This window comes from Thermogutta sp., from assembly GCF_039793925.1.
Lineage (GTDB): Bacteria > Planctomycetota > Planctomycetia > Pirellulales > Thermoguttaceae > Thermogutta.
Genome location: NZ_JBAMME010000249.1, coordinates 1 through 17,942, shown reverse-complemented (window position 1 = coordinate 17,942; position 17,942 = coordinate 1). Strand labels below are relative to the sequence as shown.

Sequence of the window (17,942 nt, the reverse complement as noted above, 5' to 3'; positions counted from 1 at the left end):
GGCTTGACAGCGGTGAACTACCATGGTAGTATTACCGGTGTCGTAGATTAAAAGGAACGCTGAGGCATGGCACAAAGGAAATTTCGGCTGGGTGATCTTCAGCTCCAAATTCTCCGGGTCCTGTGGAATAAGCAGGCGGCCAGTGTCCAGGAGGTGCACGAGGCGCTCAAAGGACGCCGGCTAGCGTACACCACGGTGGCTACGATGCTCCGCAAAATGGAGCAGCGGGGCCTGGTAGGACATCGTTTAGAACATCGCCGTTTCATTTATTTTCCTCTGGTTAGCCAGTCGCAGGTGGTGCGTTCTGCGACAACCGATTTCCTTGATCGGTTGTTTCAGGGCAGTCTCTCGGCGGCAGTGTGTCATCTCCTGGATACTCGCGATTTGACGCGGGAGGAGCTGGAAGAGCTGGAACGGCTGATTGCCCAGCGAAAACGGGAGATAGAGGGAGATCGCGACGCTACGTCATCCGAAGACCAGGCTGATTGACCGGGAATGGGTTGGGAGAGTTGGGCTAAATAGTTTGGGCTGGGGCCAAGCGCGTCTCAGGCTGGCAGGGTTAAACTTGGTGAGGGTGGCCTGCGGCATGCTGTCGCCGGTGCGACATTGTTGTGGAACCGTATGATGGAAGCACCCTGGCAATCACTGGCGTTCCTCGCACTGGGCGTGACGTTGCTGGTAGCATTGGCGGCTCTGGCTGATGGTGTCTTTGGACGAGCGGAGTTCCGCCGTCTGGTGTGGATTTCGTGTCTGGCAGGAAACCTGGTCTTCATCTTCTCACTGCTTTTGGGAGCCCCATTTGCAGTTTGGCAGTTGGTAGAGCTGCTCGGGCAGGAAGTAAATTCGGCTGTCTCCTCCGCGCCCGTGGAAAAACTCGCGGATGAGCAATCGCTTGGTACCGCCTCGAGAAGTATTGTTCCCCCACCGGTGAACAGAGACCTCATGATTTCAGGAATTTCGGTGGTGGATGAAGAAGTTCAGTCCGCCTCGGAAGTCTCTCGCCTCACTAGGCCTTCCAGCACTAAACGGGAACGGTGGCTGCTGTTTGTCTGGACAAGTGGGGTCATGTTGTTTGGAGGCCAAATGCTTGCCCAGCGCCTCATTGCCGCAGGCGTCAGTCGCAGGAGCCGAGACCTTAGCCAGACGCCGCTTGCAGTTTGGGTCAACCGCATGGCAGCTCAGGCGGGATATAGCTCGCCAATACGGATTATTACTTCGCCGCGCTTTGTGACGCCTATCGCTTTCGGTATTGTCCGTCCAACAATCGGGGTACCCTCTGGGTTCGATCCTCATCTAAACAGTAACGCGGATAAGGCGGTTTTGCTTCACGAGTTGAAACACATCCTCAATAGGGATCCGTGTTGGCATTTGGTTGCGGATGCGGTGGTGGCGGTTCTGTGGTGGCATCCTGCCGCATGGTTTGCCCGGTTCCAGTGGGAAAAGGCCAGTGAAGAAGTGGCGGATGAGTACTCGCTTTGTATTCCTGATGGGCCGCGGGAACTGGCAGCAGGGCTCATTTTGTATGGGCGAAAAGCGTTGGAAGCTCGAATGACGACGCCGCTCGCGACCGCCGCAGTGCGAACACGATCACATCTTGCCGTCCGGGTAAAGCGGCTGCTTTGTTTGCAAGATGAGCAAGTCGCGGGAAGGTCCAAGACAGTGGGAGTATCGGGACGGTTCCAGCGGTGGGTCGTTTGGCTGACCGCTGCGGCCGTGTTTGTCGCGTCCGTGGGAGCGACGGCTCCTCAGGTTTCCGATGTGTATGGAGGTGTTCGTATGAGCTGGGTCAAATGGTGCTGGCGACATTCATTGTTGGCTGCTGCTGCGGCAGCATGCATTGGACCGTGGGTTTCACCCACTTTGGCCGAGGAAGGTCGAAAACCGGATGAGCCGGTGGCGGTTGAAAGAAAAGAGGAACGAGGGGAACGCGAGAAACCTCGCGTGGAACGTGAAGAAGGTGAACGTGAACGAGGAGTAAGGGAGGAACGCGAACGAGCTCGGGAAGTGAGGGAAGCGCCGCGTGAACGACCACGTCCGCCCGAGGCAGGACCGCGTGGCGAACTGCTTGGTCCGCCCGCTCTCGAAAGGATTGAAAGGCAACTTGCCGAGCTCCGAGAGCAGCTCGCCCGGGCGAGAGAAGCTGGTCAGGAAGAACGCGTTCGTGATCTGGAAAGGCAAATCGACCGAGTTGAGCGAATTCGGGAAAACATTCGGGCAGGACGGCCACCTGAAGCGGGCTTGGAACCTCCTCCGGTAGCCCGCGAGGCTATGATGCGGCTCGAACAGCGAATGCGTGAGCTGCGGGAAAGGATTGCCCAGGCGGAGCGAGAAGGCCGGGAAGAATTAGTCCGCGAACTGCGGGCGGAGGCGGAGCGAGTGGAAAGGGCGATGCGAGATCTCCGCGAAGGCAGATTGCCCCCACGGCCGTTTGGACCTCCTGTTCCCGTTCCTCCGGAAAGAATGGAGCGTGCCCGTCATGCCGCAGAACTGTTGCGGAGGGAGGGATTCGGGGATATGGCCGAGCTGTTGATGCGGGCGGTCACTGGTATGCCGCCGGTACCTCCACCGCGAGTCCCAGACGTGCGTCCACCCCGTCCCGAGAGCGAACGCGAAGGTTCACCTCCCGGGGATCGACCGCGTGGAGAACGTCCACCCCGTCCCGAGCGCGACCGCCCCGCGGAATGAGCGCCGGCAAAGTGGCGCTTTTTGCCTAAATTTGATGCATTTCAAGACACCACAGCCCGGTAGGGGTGATCACACGATTGCCCCTACTTTTTTCTTTTGAATTTTGTCTCCAATTGCACGTCGGTCAGTCCCAGATCCGAAGAGCAACCAAATCGGACGAGCACCCTGCGGTCACTCGCTTGAACCCCTCAGGGGACGAGCCGGGGGCCACCCTTAAAACTCCGGGGTAATGTCGGTTATCGGCAGGAACAATCGGGACGCGGGGTTACTTCGGGGGGACCATCAAATTCCCGGAGCGCCACGGCGGAAACCGTGAATTTTCGGCCTGTAAAGTCCAAGCCGCAGGTGGCGAGCAGATTGAAGAATGGTTTCTGGGTGAGGTCAACGCACAGAGTGGCTTTGAGCATTCCCGAGGGGACCGAAGGAACGCTGGGAATAGGACAGGGGAGCGTGCCGCGAACCTGAACCGTGGGCGTGCTCAAATTGTCCTCTAGGATGAGGGTCGCACCAGGGCCAATGGAGAGGCCGTGCAGGCCTAATACAGCGTTAACCGAGAGAACCGTCGCGTCGATGTCGGCGCCTTTTCCGGCTTCCCTTGCTGCCACCGTGACCGCATGCGTGATCGTCTGTTCAATGAGCATCAACACGCCGAATTGAAAGACGGCCAAGGTGGCGAGCAGGAGAATCGGCAGAACAAGCACGGCTTCCAACGTCAGTGAACCGCGACGCGAAGCCCTGAGCCGGTGCAATCTGCCGGGAAGAATCAATGCCGTTCTGCTGCAGTTTGATCTGATTGCAAGAGGTATTTTAGATTTTGCGATTGTTCTAATCATTGTCGATTAACCGCATGACAGAGCTGGCTGCTCCGCTGTTGCATAAGTGACGGAGCTGTTACGACCATTCTCCTCAATGTTTTGATCAGTTGCCGCATTTGTATTCGTCAACACGCTGGAGCCTTATTTCCTTGCTCCCGCACTGGTAAACGGCAATCGTGTGGGCGGACACTCGGTAGCGAGGCATTTTGAGACCAAAAAGTGAACAGATCGGACTGGGAACCGCCAAGACAGCCTGGGCGCGGACGGCGAATTGGCTATCCCCGTTCCCACCAGATAGAAGCGCGTAAGACTGTCCGTTGTTGTTCGGGGCGCTGGCAGGGGGGCAGGGCAAGTCCTCGATCCCCGACGGGTGCACCGGACAGGTTGCCTGGCAGTCATTGGACGATTCCGTATTGTCATAAAATGTGGCCGACACTGGCGGCAGCGGATTCCCATTGATCGCGAAAACGACAGTCACTTTCACGGCGTCCCGCCCTATGCCATCACCGTCATCCTGGCCACTTCCCTGGGAAACGCCAGCTGTTCGGGCGCCAAAACGAAGTCGGTCCCCGGGCTCAAAGCCCAGATCTCCACTTATCGGATCGGGATAGAAATTAATGGTGAGGGTTGGCGATAGCCCGGAGGTCGGGGAGAAGACAATCTGGGAGGCGGGATTTGGAAAGCCTTCCACGTCGTTGTGACATGGGATGATCGGGGTCGGCAAATTATCGGAGAGAACTGGTGGTGCAGACTTGAAGTCGAATTGACCGCTGCCCCCACCCGCCTGGAGATCGATGGTGATGCTCTGAATCGTCAAGCCAGCGGGAAGGTCGGGGGATGGGCGAAACACGATGCCCCAGGCGTTGTCCTGGACGAGGTTCCCTGGTCCCTGTGCTGTGGCGTCAATAAGGACGGTGCCAGGGCTGCAACCGGGACGTTTGCTGGCGTCAAACACGATAGGGCAAGTGGCGTTGGGATCGCGGATGACCGCTCCAAAGACAAGATTGCCTTCAGGGGAGACACCCCCAACTGGATCTCCCGGTTGAACACAGCAGGTGAGGTTCTCGTTTGGATTGGACGGGCCCGGAGCGGGGTCGTAATTGGCCGCGATTTCTAAAGGAAGGCCCCGAACGTGGTTCGCGGCCGCGTAAGCGACTCCGATTTGGCGAGGGATATACGTGGAACCACCACCGGCATCCCCCCAGGCCTTGACGGCGGCCCGAGCTGCCGCCTCCAGGGCGTTTTCCAGTTCTACTCGCGCAAGCCACAAATGGCCGAGCTCCACGACGAACCCGAAAAGAATCAAAAAAATGGGAAGGGTGAGCACCAGCCACAGAGTTGCAATTCCCCGACGACCGGCGAGGCCTTTGTCTGACCGGTTTATGGAACGCGGGAATTTGCGTGTTGAGAATAAGATGCTCATACCTGGATCCGACAGAGACGAGTGTGACAACTCCGCAACTTGAGGACGTGACTCACTTCTCGTAGGCCCACACTGTCCAGAGGGTGGTTGTCTTGCACCCACCTGCCAAGTGCAGCCCGAACACCTTCAGTAGCTCCGGCATAACGTCTGCCTTTGGAACCGTGATGAGTATCCGCACGTATCGCCCAGGCGGCACTGGGCTCAGCTTCGTGGGGGCAGGTGCGCCGGTCGGCTCCACTAGGCTCACAGGTGTCCCACCAATGTTGTGTTCCAACACAATGATTCGTCGCGACAGTCCGAAAGCGGCCAATTGATGATCGATCGCCTGAACAACATTGGTGGGTACTGGGTCGCCTTCCACATTGGAAAGCCCTGACGTTTTCGCCGCTTCCTCGGCACCTACGCGGGTGGCGAATGCGAGTTCTTGCAAATTGGCGAAGTACTTTCCGAACTGCACCGTGGCGAGAAGTGCTATCAATATGAGCGGCAGCACAAGGACCAGCTCGAGGCTCAGCACCCCACGGCGGAAAAAATACCGCTCCCTCCGAATCCGTCCGGATGCCGGCCTTCGTTTTTTGAAACGACGCATCTTTATGGGAATATGAGGAGAATTCATGTTCTTCGTTTCGAGAAAGAGTATGGCTCGGACAAGCGAGAAAATCGTCGAAAATGGCTTCGTGCAAACCCCGTGCCGCTCGCAAAAGAGCCGGTGCGCACGGCCCCGTTAAGCTCGATGAGTTGGTCTAGCAGCGATGAGTGATAACAACATTCACGAGAAAATGTTTCAAAAACACAACACCGGCTACCGGATAAGCAACCAAATCCGCATCCAGTGGAGGCCCTGCGAGATCGGCTGAGAATCCATCTTCGGGCAACTCGCAATCTCAGGGACGGCTGCGTCCTGCCTGTCGGATTTCTTGCAGGCGTTGTGCCATTGCCCGGGCCTTTTCGGGGAGCTTCTGCACAAGATTATGCTGCTCGCCAGGATCTTCCGCGAGATTAAAAAGCATCCCTTCTGGAGCCACACCGAGCTCCGTGCCTGTGTTGGGGTTAATGGCCTGACCTTTGCGAGGCGGAATATACTTCCAATTCCCCTGACGCAAAGCGAGAATACCTGCCTGCTCTACCAACTCATCTCGACCGTGATCGGATTTTCCAAGGAGTGCGTCGAGGACGTTCATGCTGTCGGGAGCCGCTTCCGCAGGCAGGGGCTGACCGACGAGTTGGGCCAATGATGCGAGAAAGTCTACCTGGCAGACGAGGGCGTCGGTCTCTTTTCCTGCCGGAACATGTCCGGCCCAGCGCACAATCATGGGGACTCGAGTTCCTCCCTCAAAGGCGCTATACTTGCCTCCACGCCACGGACCGGCTGGTTTGTGATCTCCCAGGTGTTCCACGGCACCATCACGATAACCGTCGTCCACGACGGGGCCGTTGTCGCTGGTAAAAATCACAAGGGTCTTGTCCTGCAACCCAAGTTTGTCAAGGATGGCAAGGATTTCTCCCACGCACCAATCAAATTCCACAACCGCATCTCCTCGTAAGCCACACTGACTTTTGCCGACGAAACGGGGATGGGGAAGACGCGGGACGTGGATGTCGTGTGTGGCGAAATAGAGGAAGAACGGCTCATCTTGGTGCTCCTCGATAAATCGGAGGGCTTTCTGGGTGAGAACATCGGCCATGTCTTCGTCCACCCACCGAGCCTTTTTCCCACCAGACATAAATCCGATACGGCTGATGCCGTTGATGATGGTGCCGTCGTGTCCGTGACTGAACGGATATTTAAGCAAGTCTGGCCTTTCCCGGCCTGTGGGTTCATCTCCGATCTTCTCTTTGTAACTGACGCGGATAGGATCGTTTGGGTCCGCACCCACCACCCGGTGGTTTTCCACATACACACAGGGAACGCGGTCGCCGGTTGCAGGAATAATGAAGGAGTAATCGAAGCCAATTTCCAACGGACCGGGCTTGATTTCACCATTCCAGTCGATCTGGCCTGCACCCAATCCCAAGTGCCACTTCCCAACAACTGCCGTCGTGTAGCCGGCCTTCTTCAGCATGGATGGCAGCGTCACTCGACCTGGCTCGATGATCAATGAGGCGTCTCCAGGCAGTACGCCGGTGCCAGGTTTGCGGAAGGCGTACTCGCCTGTCAACATGGCATACCGCGAAGGCGTGCACGTGGCAGCAGGCGAATGCGCATCACGGAAGAGCAATCCCTCTCGAGCAAGGCGATCGATGTTGGGTGTGGGAATCCGCTTCGCACCGTAGCATCCCACGTCGCCGTAGCCCAGATCATCCGCGTAGATAAGCACAATGTTGGGCAGGTCTTTTGCAGGTGAGACAGGTTGCGGGTTCTCCGCCTGAGCAATACCTAAACATCCGATGGCCAGCATCACCAAACCACAACGGGTAATCCGCGGTGTCATCCGCCTCATGCTGTGCCTCCCCCAGTCATGTGAGCGCGTCATGGAACGTTTGCTATCTGCACAAGAGCGTTCTCATTCTAACTTCGGGCCTTCCGGCATAAAAGACCGCAATCACGACGAGAATTGTATTCCACTCCGTATATGGGGCCACTACCGCCGGATCGCCGTCCGCTCGCGTGCCGGCCAGCTAGGGGAAGAACGGTTTGTCTACAAGGGACGGTATGCCTATTTGGTCGCCCACGTCGCTGCGTAACGTCCGGTGCCATAGAGACGGGCACGAAGGTCATCTACGAGCCAGTGACATGCGCAGGAGTGAATGCTTTCCACCATTTCCATATCGTCGATCGCAACGTGCAACCCCGCCTGCTGAATCTGCTTGAGCTTGCCCCCGTCGAATCCCGTCAGGCCGTAAGTTTTTAAACCGTGAGAATTCGCCCAGTTCACAGCTTCCAGGACGTTGGGGCTATTGCCGGACCCGCTGATGGCGATAAGGATATCGCCTGGGCTGCCGTAATTGGCCAGTTGTTGAACGAACACCTGATCATAGCCCATATCGTTCCCCAGAGCCGAAAACCAGCTCACGTTGGCTGCCAGACTGATGGAGCGGAAACCGCGGCGTCGATCGGTGCGGAGATCTTCTTCGCGGATAACCCCTTTTGCGAGGTCCTGCGCAAGGTGGTTGGCAGTGGCCGCCGAACCGCCGTTCCCACAAACGAAGACCCATCGGCGATGCTCCCACGCATCGCAGAGCCAGTCCGAGAGAGTTGCCAGCGCGGCGAGATCCAGTTTCCGGAGTTCGTCAGCGAGACGGTCAAAATAAGCCTTCGGTTCCAGTATTTCCCCTAGCACGGTGCGCTCCTTTTTCAGCAATGATGAATACGAACGTTGACACTCCAGCGGGCCAAACTATTGAACAGTCGAGGCGTTTCTGAGAAAGCTTACTAAGCCACTTGTTACACCGACTACTTCTTAGCAAAAAGGCCATCAGAACGTCCGCACGTAACTTTATCCAGAATAACACGCGATCGAGGCAGTCTGCCGGGTTTTGCGCTGGTTCGTATGCGGCCAGTGGTTATGCCCTTGGTTTACTTCCACGGGTTGCCGAGATTTGACGTCTTAGCGATCCCCGTTTCAAAACGCTAGCAATCGCAAGGGGCCGTCCTCGGGCAATTCCCCGTCATCAGAAACTTCGGTTTTGGCAATGTCGTGAATTTCGAAGCCTCGCATATCTGCGGGGAGGATGAAAATCTTTCCATCGCCCATGCGGCCGGTTCTCGCATGGGTGATGATCAACCGTACAATTTCCTCAGTACGAAAGTCTTCCACCCAAATCGTGATCTGCACTTTGGGAATGAAAGCGAGCGCGTAATCTCCCCCGCGATATTCTTCGAGATAATTCTTCTGTCGGCCGAAGCCTTTGACCTCTCGCACGGTGCACATTTCCACCGGCGCGAGTTGCAGCGCTTCCAGGATCCGCTCCGCTACGAACGGCCTCACAATGGCGATGACGGTTTTCATCGGCAGGTGTTTCCCAGTGGCAGAGAGGCTCACGAAGGGCTTCATCACAACGGTTTTTACCGCGACGCATCTGACAGGCGATTTCTCCCGAAAAATTCATCTTTTTTAATGTACGAAGTGGGCGGGGGACCGAAAAGTGAGCAGGAGGCCGAAAAGAGTTCACGCCGGACTCGTCGGGGCTTCAATCCCAACAGATAATAAGACGTTGCTAATGGCGATTATCGTCACCTATCAACGAAGGAAAGGTTCCACGTGACCGACAAACCAAAGCACTCGCAGCCGGAACGTACCCCCTATCAGGAAGCGGTTATTCGTCGCTATTACGAAAACCGCGATACACTCATGCTCCAAAAGCTGGGCGATATGATCGGCGACCTTTATTTGGCCGAAGGAAAGGCCCGCCAGAGATTATGGAAACGCATCGAAGCGGCACTTCGCAATCTGCATGTGCCCGAATCACGCATCGCCCATCTGGTAAAAACCGATAATCCTGAATATTTGGCCAGACTTTACGCGGAGCTTCAGAACAAACCCCCGAACAGGACGTGATCGTTCGGTTTTTGTGTAAGAAGTGAGCAAGCGTGACAGGAAACGACTCGGTGGTTAATACGCCACCGAGTGTGTGCTGAATTTGGTAATCCCAAAAAGTGACAGCAATCTGCGAACCGGTGGGTGTGGCAAAAGGCTGACAAGGGTTATCAGAAAAAGAGGAAAACGTGGTTGAACTCGGCCATGAGCAACAACGCAGAGCAGGTTGAAGCGCTTCGATGGAAGAAGTTCCCCGTCTTGGATGATGGATTTGTTGCACTTGTGGATGTCATGGGCGACGATTCGGCGATCGTCCAGGCTGCCCGTGTTAGTTACGGAGCAGGCACGAAAACTGTGTCCGATGACCGAACGCTCATCCGCTACTTGATGCGGCACCGGCACACGACTCCCTTTGAAATGGCCGAGATCAAACTGCTGGTGCGGGTGCCCATGGATATTTGGCGGCAGTGGATTCGGCATCGCACGGCCTCGGTCAATGAGTACAGTACCCGCTATTCAATTGCCATTGATGCTGCGCACCGAACCCCGCCCGACGGTTGGCGGCGGCAATCAAAGAACAATCGACAGGGGAGTGAGGGATTTCTCGACCCTGAAATTGGCCGACAACTCAGCGATGAGGAAAGAGAGCTTCAGGAATACGCCCGTCGAGTGTACCAGCATCGACTTGAGCTGGGGGTGGCCCGAGAGCAAGCGCGTAAGGATTTGCCGCTTTCCACATACACGGAGGCATACTGGAAGATCGATCTTCATAATCTTTTGCATTTCCTGGAATTACGCATGGATCCACATGCGCAATGGGAAATCGCTCAGTATGCGCACGTGATTGGGCACGAAATTGTGGCACGGCTATTCCCCATCACCTGGGAAGCGTTTCTTGATTATCGCTTTCAAAGTGTTGTTCTGTCGCGCCTGGATTGCGAAGTGATCCAGAAGCTGGCTTCGCTGGGGCGGATACCGGCTACCGAGGACGAGTTCATGGAGGTACAGGATCCATCCTGGCAGGGACTTTTCCGCTGCCGGGAACGGGATGAATGTTTGGAGAAACTCCGCAAGCTGGGTCTGGTCCGTTGATGCGGGAGGGGCCTAATTCTCCAAGAGGTCATTTCCGGAGAGGCAACGGCATCGGCCCCACGTTACTGGTGCCACAGCCTTTTCTTCGATTTGTAGGTTCCCTCCTTCAGAAGTGATCTTGGGAAAATGTGGGGCTCCGGATAAGATTCAGGGAGTTGTCAATCACGCCTGGTGGACTATACACACAGCGGGCCGGAAGCAGACGGCCCTTTCCGTTGAGGAGGATCGGATCCATGGTGTTTTGCCGGCCAGGAGATGGCCCGCGATTTCTCGCCGTGTCACATTGGTTCTCTCTGGGTGGGGTGAGCGTTACGTTGGCGCTTCTCGCTCTGAGCGGGGCATCAGGCCAGGTTCCCACCGGTGGTGCGGGACAGCCCGCCATCTCTCCACGGGGCAACAATGTTTACGTCCCACCTGCCACCGCACAGGGACCTGCCGTGCCGAATCCAAACCAGCCGATTACACCTGACGACGCTCGATCGGCCAACGCCCTGCTTCCTGCCCCGTTTACACTGACTCCCTATGAACAGGAGCAGCTTGATCGGGTACTTCGCGCGTGGGAAGAAAAAAGTTCCCGCGTCAAGACATTCGAGTGCGAATTCACCCGGTGGGAATTTGACCCAGTGTGGGGGCCGCCAAATCAGCCAAAACGGATCACACGGGGCCGGATTCTCTATTCGGCACCGGACAAGGGGCTCTTTCGGGTGGACGAAGAGGTCGTCGAAAATCGCTGGCAACCTACCGCACATCCCGAGCGTTGGGTGTGCGATGGTCGCGCCGTGTACGAATACCGATTTGAGACCAAACAGATTGTAGAAACCCCGCTCCCTCCCGAACTTCAAGGAAAGGCAATCACCGAGGGGCCGCTGCCCTTCCTCTTTGGTGCCGAAGCGGAATCCTTAAAACGGCGTTACTACATGAGGATCATCACCCCTCAAAACGTTAAGGACGAAATCTGGCTGGAAGCATTTCCTCGGTACCAGCGAGAGGCGGCCAATTTTCAAAGGGCGCAGCTCATCCTGAGGCTACCCGAGCTCAATATCTACGCCCTGCAACTTTACCATCCGAGCGCCCAGCCGAACACGCAGTCCCGTACGGTGTTTCAGTTTGACCGCATTAAAGTGAATGCGTTTGATCCGCTGCGAATATTTAAAGAGGATCCGTTCAAGCCTGTCTTGCCCGACCCTTCCTGGGCAAAGGTGACAGAACCGTCGTCTGCTTCGCCCGGCAACGGAGCACCGCAACTGGGCCAGCAACCTCAGACGATTAGGCCCCAATAAGGGCGATAAAGAGGAAATGCCATCAACGCCATCGCGAGGGTTCCTACTGAAAACACTGACGAATCGGTGCGGATCTCACCGCGGGCAGCTTTTCTTTACACACAGACCAGCCCCAGTGCTTCCAAGGTTCGCAGAGAAGAAGCTTTCGCTTCGATCTGTCAGGCGAGGGATATCGCGGTAACTCAGTGGGAGAATAAGTTGCCGTTCGATCCCGGCGGTGGATTCAATCTGGTGGTCGTTTTGGAAAACGTGCTCTTCCTCAAATCTGCCCGTTGAACCAAAGAAACTTTGCCGGTTCTGCGTGGGCAACCATTTTTGCTCTCCTATTGTCGCTTTTCCGGACGATTGACGGGGGATAGGATAAGAAAAAAGCCGCGCTCGGCCATTGGTTGGAGCAGGCCGGGGCCTCCTCTCCCCGTCAGGCAACCAATCCGTGACCCATGTGGGGTATCGGGTGACACACATGGGCGCGCAGCACCTGTCCTAATGACCGAGCGCGGCTAGGATTCCGTTCCACCCACCGGCCGAGCTGGCCGCCATCCTTGAAGCGCTCATTCCTCCGTGAACATGTCGGCAGCCGTACGGAATCGCAACGGTTCGCCGAGCTTCCGCTGTCGTCCTTGCGTTGTTCGCCTGGGTCCTCTTCCCTCCCGTTATTACCCTGCGCTCCTCAAACACTCTCCCACTATTTCGGCCAGCCTCTCCCTGGACCTACTGGGCCAGGCTTTCATACAACCTGGCGAATTTTGGCATTGCCATTTCCAGGTATTTTCTCCATTGCTCGGGGTGCCATATTTCGACGCAAACAGCCGCCCCCACCACCATCACCTCGCCACCAGCTTCAACGGCAAGAAACTCTCTGAAACCTTCTGGGATAACGATCCGACCACGCTGTGCGACGGGAACAGTTCGGAAGCGGCTGGAAAGGAGCCGCCCAAAACGCTGCACGTCGGAAAGCCGCGTATCCAGCCTTCCCATCTGGACTTTTTGTCGGATCAGTTCGACTCCCGCTTCCCAACGCGTTCGCCAGTTTTGTGGGCTCCATAAGCTCAGACAACCTCGCCTCTCCTTGACCAGAACACACTCTTTCGCGTCGGGAGCCAGTAAGTCCATTAGCTCGTTGGGAATGGAAAGCCGATATCGCTCGTCCAGAGCACGCACATATTCCCCGAGGATTAAGGGAGTTTGCGACATCGGCTTGAGTTCTTTCTCTGTCGTGCTCTCTTTTTATCACATGCCGCCGTCTTGGGCAAGATCCCCACAAATCCCTTGAACTTATGCTCAAAAATGGGACGTAAACCCATATGCAACGAGTTTAACCCTCTCCGTCTCGTCCGCAAGATCACCCCAGCAAATTTTTTCTGTCGCGCAATCCCGTGCGCAACAATCCGCGGACAATGATCTTTGAGACGACATTTGTGCGTCGGTTAGCCGTATGCAAAAGTGTGCTCCCCTTGGTTCGCTCATGAAGCAAAGTCGACTCACGAAGCAACAAAAGCAGGTTGGGTGGTCCTTGAGCTTCGTCGCGACGCATGCCGTTGATGAGACTCTCCCGCGATTTTCGACGCCGCCAGAGATATTCGAGCACTCGATGTCGGTCGAGGTTGTTTTTCAGATTGCAATCACACCGCATGCCTAGCGCTGTCGCGCTCAGCGGCGGCAAATTCCCAGAAATGGCAATCTTCGTCGGTCGACACTCCCTGAACGAGGTTCCCGGAGTTTTCTTTTCTCTCCGTCATGGGAAACGTTCCGCTCCACGGCTATCATGAATTTTCTCCACTCGCACGATCCCAGTGGTGCCCGGTATTCGCAGCACGGCATAGGCAAAGATGGAGGCGCAATATGCGACGGGAACGGAGCCGCGAGGCTTTCGAACGAGCGAAACGCGTCATACCAGGTGGGGTGAACAGTCCGGCGCGAGCCTTCGGCGCGGTGGGAGGTCAGCCCATTATCATTGAGCGTGGTGAGGGCTGTCGCCTCTATGACATCGATGGGAACTGCTATATCGATTACGTGCTTTCCTGGGGGCCAATGATACTCGGGCACGCTCATCCGGCGGTGATCTCCGTGCTTGAGCACGCCATTCGTCGTGGAACGAGTTTTGGGGCTCCCACGGAATTGGAGACTGAACTTGCAGAAACGGTTTGTCGGCTTGTGCCCTCTGTAGAGAAAGTCAGATTCGTGAATTCCGGTACCGAGGCGACTATGAGCGCCATCCGGTTGGCGCGGGCCTACACCGGTCGTGATAAGATCATTAAATTCGCTGGGAATTACCATGGCCACGTGGATAGCCTGCTCGTGGCGGCAGGAAGTTCGGCGGCAACTCTCGGGGTTCCCACATCACCGGGAGTCACATTCGGAGCTTCTAAAGACACCCTTGTGCTGCGGTACAACGATGTGACGCAACTGGAGGATACGTTTCATGTGCATGGCCATGAGATAGCGGCGGTGATTGTCGAGCCGGTAGCGGGCAACATGGGCTGCGTTCCCGCCGACCCTGCTTTTCTACGAAAGCTGCGAGAGCTGACGAGTGCGCACGGATCGGTTCTTATCTTTGATGAAGTGATGACCGGGTTCCGAGTTGCACTGGGGGGGGCGCAAAGCCTTTTCGGAATATCGCCCGATTTAACCACTTTGGGGAAAATCATTGGCGGGGGCTTGCCCGTGGGAGCTTACGGCGGGCGGTCTGAGATCATGGACCATGTCCTCCCGGTGGGGAAAGTGTTTCAGGCGGGAACTCTGAGTGGGAATCCACTCGCGATGGCTGCAGGCCTAGCCACGCTGCAGGTACTGGAACGAGAAAATCCATATCCCGATCTGGAAAAGCGAGCGCAACAATTGGCGGTCGGGCTCTCATCCCTGGCAGCCAGGGCTGGTATTCCCGTCCAGGTTCAGCACTGTGGATCGATGCTCACCTTGTTTTTCAATTCGCAGCCGGTCCGCGATTGGGATACCGCTTCCCAATGCGACGTGAAGCGATTCGCGCAATTCTTCTGGGCGATGCTCGAACGAGGAATTTATCTCCCCTGCAGTCAGTATGAGGCGTGGTTCCTTTCCACGGTTCACTCTGACACGGAAATAGCTCAGACACTCGAGGCGGCGGAGGCGGCCTTCACACAACTGCGAACAGACGGTTGATAAATGGCCCCATAAAGGGCCCGTACCGCTTCGACCATGCGATGCCACTATTGCCCCGATGGGGCCGACATTCGCTTTTCCTCGGCGTAACTCGGCCGATAGTAAATGGGCTTGAGTGTCCACACGTCGTTGCGCTCTCCGGCCAGATACCGTTGATAGGCCAATCGGGCAACGGTGGCAGCCGTTGGGTCCCAGAGTTCTCGGGGAGCTACTGTGACCCCAGGGACAACACTCTGGGCGAATCGATGCAGGCCAGGCCCGGTTACGGCAACGGAGCCTTTTTCTCCCAATCCATCGAGCCATTCCTGGAGATGGACGATGCCTGGGTCTTCAAAAAACGCCCATCCGTGATCGTTGGTCCAGACGTAGGCCCGGCCGACGACCTGTCCCCGCTGTGCATCGCCGATCACAGCGAGATACTCGGCGATTTTGGGTGTTTGGCAGGCCACGACGTCGAAAGTGTTAAGCCCGATAATCTCAGCGCCAACAGCGTACGCGAAAGTCTTGGCTGTCACGACGCCAATCCGGACGCTCGTGAATTGCCCGGGGCCGACGGTGACGCTTACCAGATTAACGTCCTTGGGGTTCCAACCCGCCGTTTGCAGGAGTTCGCCAAGGGTGGGGGCTAGACTGCCGGCCGCACGGGGAAAATCGGGAAGGCGAAGTTCGGCCAAAATGGTCTCGTCGCGGGCGACCGCTACGCTGCCGGGTGCTGCGGTTGTCTCGATTCCGAGAATGTTCACAGACTTGGATCCTCGCTTGCTCGATGGGTACAACCAGATAAAAGACCGATCAACCGTTTAGTCGGCCACGGAGTGAACTAAAATCTCGATCAGGGTTGATAACAGACATTAAGGAGTTCAGGGATAACTAACCGCTCGACAGCAATTGTACAATACATAGTCATTTTGATCCCTCGCAATGGGTTTCATGATGCTCCTGTAGTGCATGCTGAACTGATGGGCCGAGTCAATCGCTGTTTTTGGGAAGCGGTCCAGGTCGTATAATAACGTTTGGACCTATCCCCATCAACCTGGCGGGGGACACCTTGCATTGCCTTCACGGGGCGGTATATTTATCGTTTACATTCCCCTTCGCCGAACGCTAGCGTAGCTCAATTGGCAGAGCGGCTGACTTGTAATCAGCAGGTTGTGGGTTCGAGTCCCACCGTTAGCTTTGCGGGCGAAGGGCGGCCGGTTCGCGATGGACGCTTGTTCGGCCCGCATGCGACTGAGACCTTGGGGGGTTTCCCGAGTGGTCAAAGGGGTCAGACTGTAAATCTGATGGCTTACGCCTTCGCAGGTTCGAATCCTGCACCCCCCAATACGATGCGTCTAAGCCACCTGCGGGTGTAGCTCAACGGTAGAGCAGTAGCCTTCCAAGCTATTGACGGGGGTTCGACTCCCCTCACCCGCTGTGGATCGAGGTGTTTCGGTGCGGGCGTCTGTGCTGCTGTAGCTCAGCCGGTAGAGCGCGTCCTTGGTAAGGACGAGGTCATGGGTTCAAGTCCCATCAGCAGCTTATTGTGTTTCCGAGCCGGCCGGTTGAGTGGATTTTGTCATCAGGTAACTTGATTCGAGGTTCCAGACCAGAGCACGGAGATTGATCGAGAATGGCTAAGGATGTATTTGTTCGGACGAAGCCCCACGTCAATGTAGGGACGATCGGTCACATCGACCATGGTAAGACCACGCTGACCGGTGCGATTTTGGCGGTGCAATCCCGCAAGGGACTTGCCAAGTTCAAGAGCTATGCAGACATTGCGAAGGGTGGGACTGTCCGTGACGCCACCAAGACGGTGACGATTCATGTGGCCCACGTGGAATATGAAACTGAAAAACGTCACTACGCTCATATCGACTGCCCGGGGCACGCGGACTTCATCAAGAACATGATCACCGGTGCGGCTCAGATGGACGGCGCTATCCTCGTTGTGTCGGCCGCCGATGGTCCGATGCCGCAGACCCGGGAGCACGTCCTGCTTGCCCGTCAGGTGAACGTCCCGGCGATGGTTGTGTTCCTCAATAAAATCGACCTGGTCGATGACCCCGAGTTGCTCGACCTGGTGGAAATGGAACTCCGGGAATTGCTAAAGAAGTACGACTTCCCAGGTGACGAGGTGCCCATCATCAGAGGCAACGCGCTGGCGGCTTACCAGAATCCCGATGATCCTGAGGCGACCAAGTGCATTCAGGAACTGCTAGATGCTATTGACTCTTACATCCCGGAGCCTGTGCGCCCAATCGACAAGCCGTTCTTGATGGCGGTCGAAGACGTCTTCTCGATCGAGGGCCGCGGAACGGTGGCCACTGGCCGTATCGAGCAAGGTACGATTCGTCCCGGCGACGAAGTGGAGATCGTGGGATTCTCGCGGGAGCCGCGCAAGACCGTCGTGACCAGCATCGAAATGTTTAACAAGACTCTCGACGAAGGTCGGGCAGGTGACAACGTCGGTTGTCTCCTCCGGGGTATCAAAAAGGACGAAGTGGAGCGCGGTCAGGTTCTGGCGAAGCCGGGAAGCATCACCCCGCACACCAAGTTCGAAGCCGAGGTGTATATTCTCTCCAAGGATGAGGGTGGCCGTCACACCCCGATCATGAGCGGTTATCGGCCGCAATTCTACTTCCGGACGACGGACGTGACTGGTGAGATTCAGCTCCTGGGCGGGGCGGAGATGGTTCTGCCGGGCGAGAATGTGAAGCTTCAGGTGGAGCTGATTTCGCCTGTCGCGATGCAGGAGAACCTCCGTTTCGCGATCCGTGAAGGTGGTCGCACGGTCGGATCCGGGGTGGTCACGAAGATCCTCGAGTAACCCGGCGGATGGTGTGCGTCGTGCGGAATCGGGGCGCAGACCATTCCGACTGATCGGGAGGTTGTGCAGACCAGCGCATTTGGCTGGCAACATCGGTCCGAGCACTCGATGGCCTTGATCGGTACGAGAGAGGCGGATAAGCTTAATTACAAGCGGCGCACAGTGGTGCGCGCGGTAGGGGTGTAGCTCAATTGGTAGAGCACCGGTCTCCAAAACCGG

The 17,942-nt window shown here is 56.6% G+C and carries 16 protein-coding genes and 4 tRNA genes; 12 read left to right on the top strand and 8 right to left on the bottom strand.

The genetic code is table 11. From position 1 onward, the window contains the following. Window positions 1-66: 66 nt before the first annotated feature. Both ABJK56_RS11985 and ABJK56_RS11980 read left to right on the top strand, forming a co-directional pair. Window positions 67-489, top strand: coding sequence for a BlaI/MecI/CopY family transcriptional regulator (locus ABJK56_RS11985; protein ID WP_347244903.1), 423 nt, complete (start codon window positions 67-69; stop codon window positions 487-489). 132 nt (window positions 490-621) lie between these two features. Continuing rightward, a complete protein-coding gene (locus ABJK56_RS11980; RefSeq protein WP_347244902.1) occupies window positions 622-2,685 on the top strand; it encodes a M56 family metallopeptidase in 2,064 nt (687 codons plus the stop codon). 236 nt (window positions 2,686-2,921) lie between these two features. Here ABJK56_RS11980 and ABJK56_RS11975 read toward each other — a convergent pair whose 3' ends face one another. From ABJK56_RS11975 to ABJK56_RS11950, 6 genes are all read right to left on the bottom strand, one after another. Then, a complete protein-coding gene (locus ABJK56_RS11975) occupies window positions 2,922-3,518 on the bottom strand; it encodes a TadE/TadG family type IV pilus assembly protein (RefSeq protein ID WP_347244901.1) in 597 nt (198 codons plus the stop codon). An 85-nt stretch (window positions 3,519-3,603) separates the two neighbouring features. Then, on the bottom strand, window positions 3,604-4,923 hold the full coding sequence (locus tag ABJK56_RS11970) for a TadE family protein (RefSeq protein WP_347244900.1): 1,320 nt from the start codon (window positions 4,921-4,923) through the stop codon (window positions 3,604-3,606). Between the two features lie 52 nt (window positions 4,924-4,975). Beyond that, complete coding sequence (locus tag ABJK56_RS11965) at window positions 4,976-5,539, bottom strand: TadE/TadG family type IV pilus assembly protein (protein ID WP_347244899.1); 564 nt, start codon at window positions 5,537-5,539, stop codon at window positions 4,976-4,978. 268 nt (window positions 5,540-5,807) lie between these two features. Then, window positions 5,808-7,364, bottom strand: a complete 1,557-nt coding sequence (locus ABJK56_RS11960; protein ID WP_347244898.1) for an arylsulfatase — start codon at window positions 7,362-7,364, stop codon at window positions 5,808-5,810. A gap of 216 nt (window positions 7,365-7,580) precedes the next feature. Then, window positions 7,581-8,204 carry an SIS domain-containing protein gene (locus ABJK56_RS11955; RefSeq protein WP_347244897.1) on the bottom strand — a complete coding sequence of 208 codons (624 nt, stop codon included), beginning with the start codon at window positions 8,202-8,204 and terminating at the stop codon, window positions 7,581-7,583. Between the two features lie 282 nt (window positions 8,205-8,486). Next, window positions 8,487-8,873, bottom strand: coding sequence for a P-II family nitrogen regulator (locus ABJK56_RS11950; protein ID WP_347244896.1), 387 nt, complete (start codon window positions 8,871-8,873; stop codon window positions 8,487-8,489). Between the two features lie 252 nt (window positions 8,874-9,125). Between ABJK56_RS11950 and ABJK56_RS11945 the strand changes: the two genes are divergently transcribed. The 4 genes from ABJK56_RS11945 (at window position 9,126) to ABJK56_RS11930 (ending at window position 12,049) form a co-directional block, all read left to right on the top strand. Beyond that, entirely contained in the window at window positions 9,126-9,422 is a 297-nt protein-coding gene (locus tag ABJK56_RS11945; RefSeq protein WP_347244895.1) for a hypothetical protein, read from the top strand. A gap of 183 nt (window positions 9,423-9,605) precedes the next feature. Continuing rightward, complete coding sequence (gene thyX / locus ABJK56_RS11940; RefSeq protein ID WP_347244894.1) at window positions 9,606-10,493, top strand: FAD-dependent thymidylate synthase; 888 nt, start codon at window positions 9,606-9,608, stop codon at window positions 10,491-10,493. Between the two features lie 233 nt (window positions 10,494-10,726). Next, window positions 10,727-11,773, top strand: a complete 1,047-nt coding sequence (locus tag ABJK56_RS11935) for a TIGR03009 domain-containing protein (RefSeq protein ID WP_347244893.1) — start codon at window positions 10,727-10,729, stop codon at window positions 11,771-11,773. 66 nt (window positions 11,774-11,839) lie between these two features. After that, on the top strand, window positions 11,840-12,049 hold the full coding sequence (locus ABJK56_RS11930; protein ID WP_347244892.1) for a hypothetical protein: 210 nt from the start codon (window positions 11,840-11,842) through the stop codon (window positions 12,047-12,049). A 435-nt stretch (window positions 12,050-12,484) separates the two neighbouring features. Here the strand turns inward: ABJK56_RS11930 and ABJK56_RS11925 are convergent, their stop codons facing one another. After that, window positions 12,485-12,967 carry a division/cell wall cluster transcriptional repressor MraZ gene (locus ABJK56_RS11925; RefSeq protein ID WP_347244891.1) on the bottom strand — a complete coding sequence of 161 codons (483 nt, stop codon included), beginning with the start codon at window positions 12,965-12,967 and terminating at the stop codon, window positions 12,485-12,487. Window positions 12,968-13,615: 648 nt separating this feature from the next. On the opposite strand from ABJK56_RS11925, the gene hemL reads away from it, so the two are divergent. Next, the gene (gene hemL / locus ABJK56_RS11920; RefSeq protein ID WP_347244890.1) at window positions 13,616-14,911 is read left to right on the top strand and encodes a glutamate-1-semialdehyde 2,1-aminomutase; all 1,296 of its coding nucleotides are present in this window, start codon (window positions 13,616-13,618) and stop codon (window positions 14,909-14,911) included. Between the two features lie 47 nt (window positions 14,912-14,958). Here the strand turns inward: hemL and tsaB are convergent, their stop codons facing one another. After that, entirely contained in the window at window positions 14,959-15,654 is a 696-nt protein-coding gene (gene tsaB / locus ABJK56_RS11915) for a tRNA (adenosine(37)-N6)-threonylcarbamoyltransferase complex dimerization subunit type 1 TsaB (RefSeq protein ID WP_347244889.1), read from the bottom strand. 360 nt (window positions 15,655-16,014) lie between these two features. On the opposite strand from tsaB, the gene ABJK56_RS11910 reads away from it, so the two are divergent. The 5 genes from ABJK56_RS11910 (at window position 16,015) to tuf (ending at window position 17,723) form a co-directional block, all read left to right on the top strand. Then, window positions 16,015-16,087, top strand: a tRNA-Thr gene (locus tag ABJK56_RS11910). A gap of 64 nt (window positions 16,088-16,151) precedes the next feature. Then, window positions 16,152-16,234, top strand: a tRNA-Tyr gene (locus tag ABJK56_RS11905). 22 nt (window positions 16,235-16,256) lie between these two features. After that, a tRNA-Gly gene (locus tag ABJK56_RS11900) sits at window positions 16,257-16,327 on the top strand. 32 nt (window positions 16,328-16,359) lie between these two features. Next, window positions 16,360-16,432 (top strand) — tRNA-Thr (locus tag ABJK56_RS11895). 91 nt (window positions 16,433-16,523) lie between these two features. Continuing rightward, a complete protein-coding gene (gene tuf, locus ABJK56_RS11890) occupies window positions 16,524-17,723 on the top strand; it encodes an elongation factor Tu (protein ID WP_347244888.1) in 1,200 nt (399 codons plus the stop codon). Window positions 17,724-17,942: the final 219 nt, after the last annotated feature.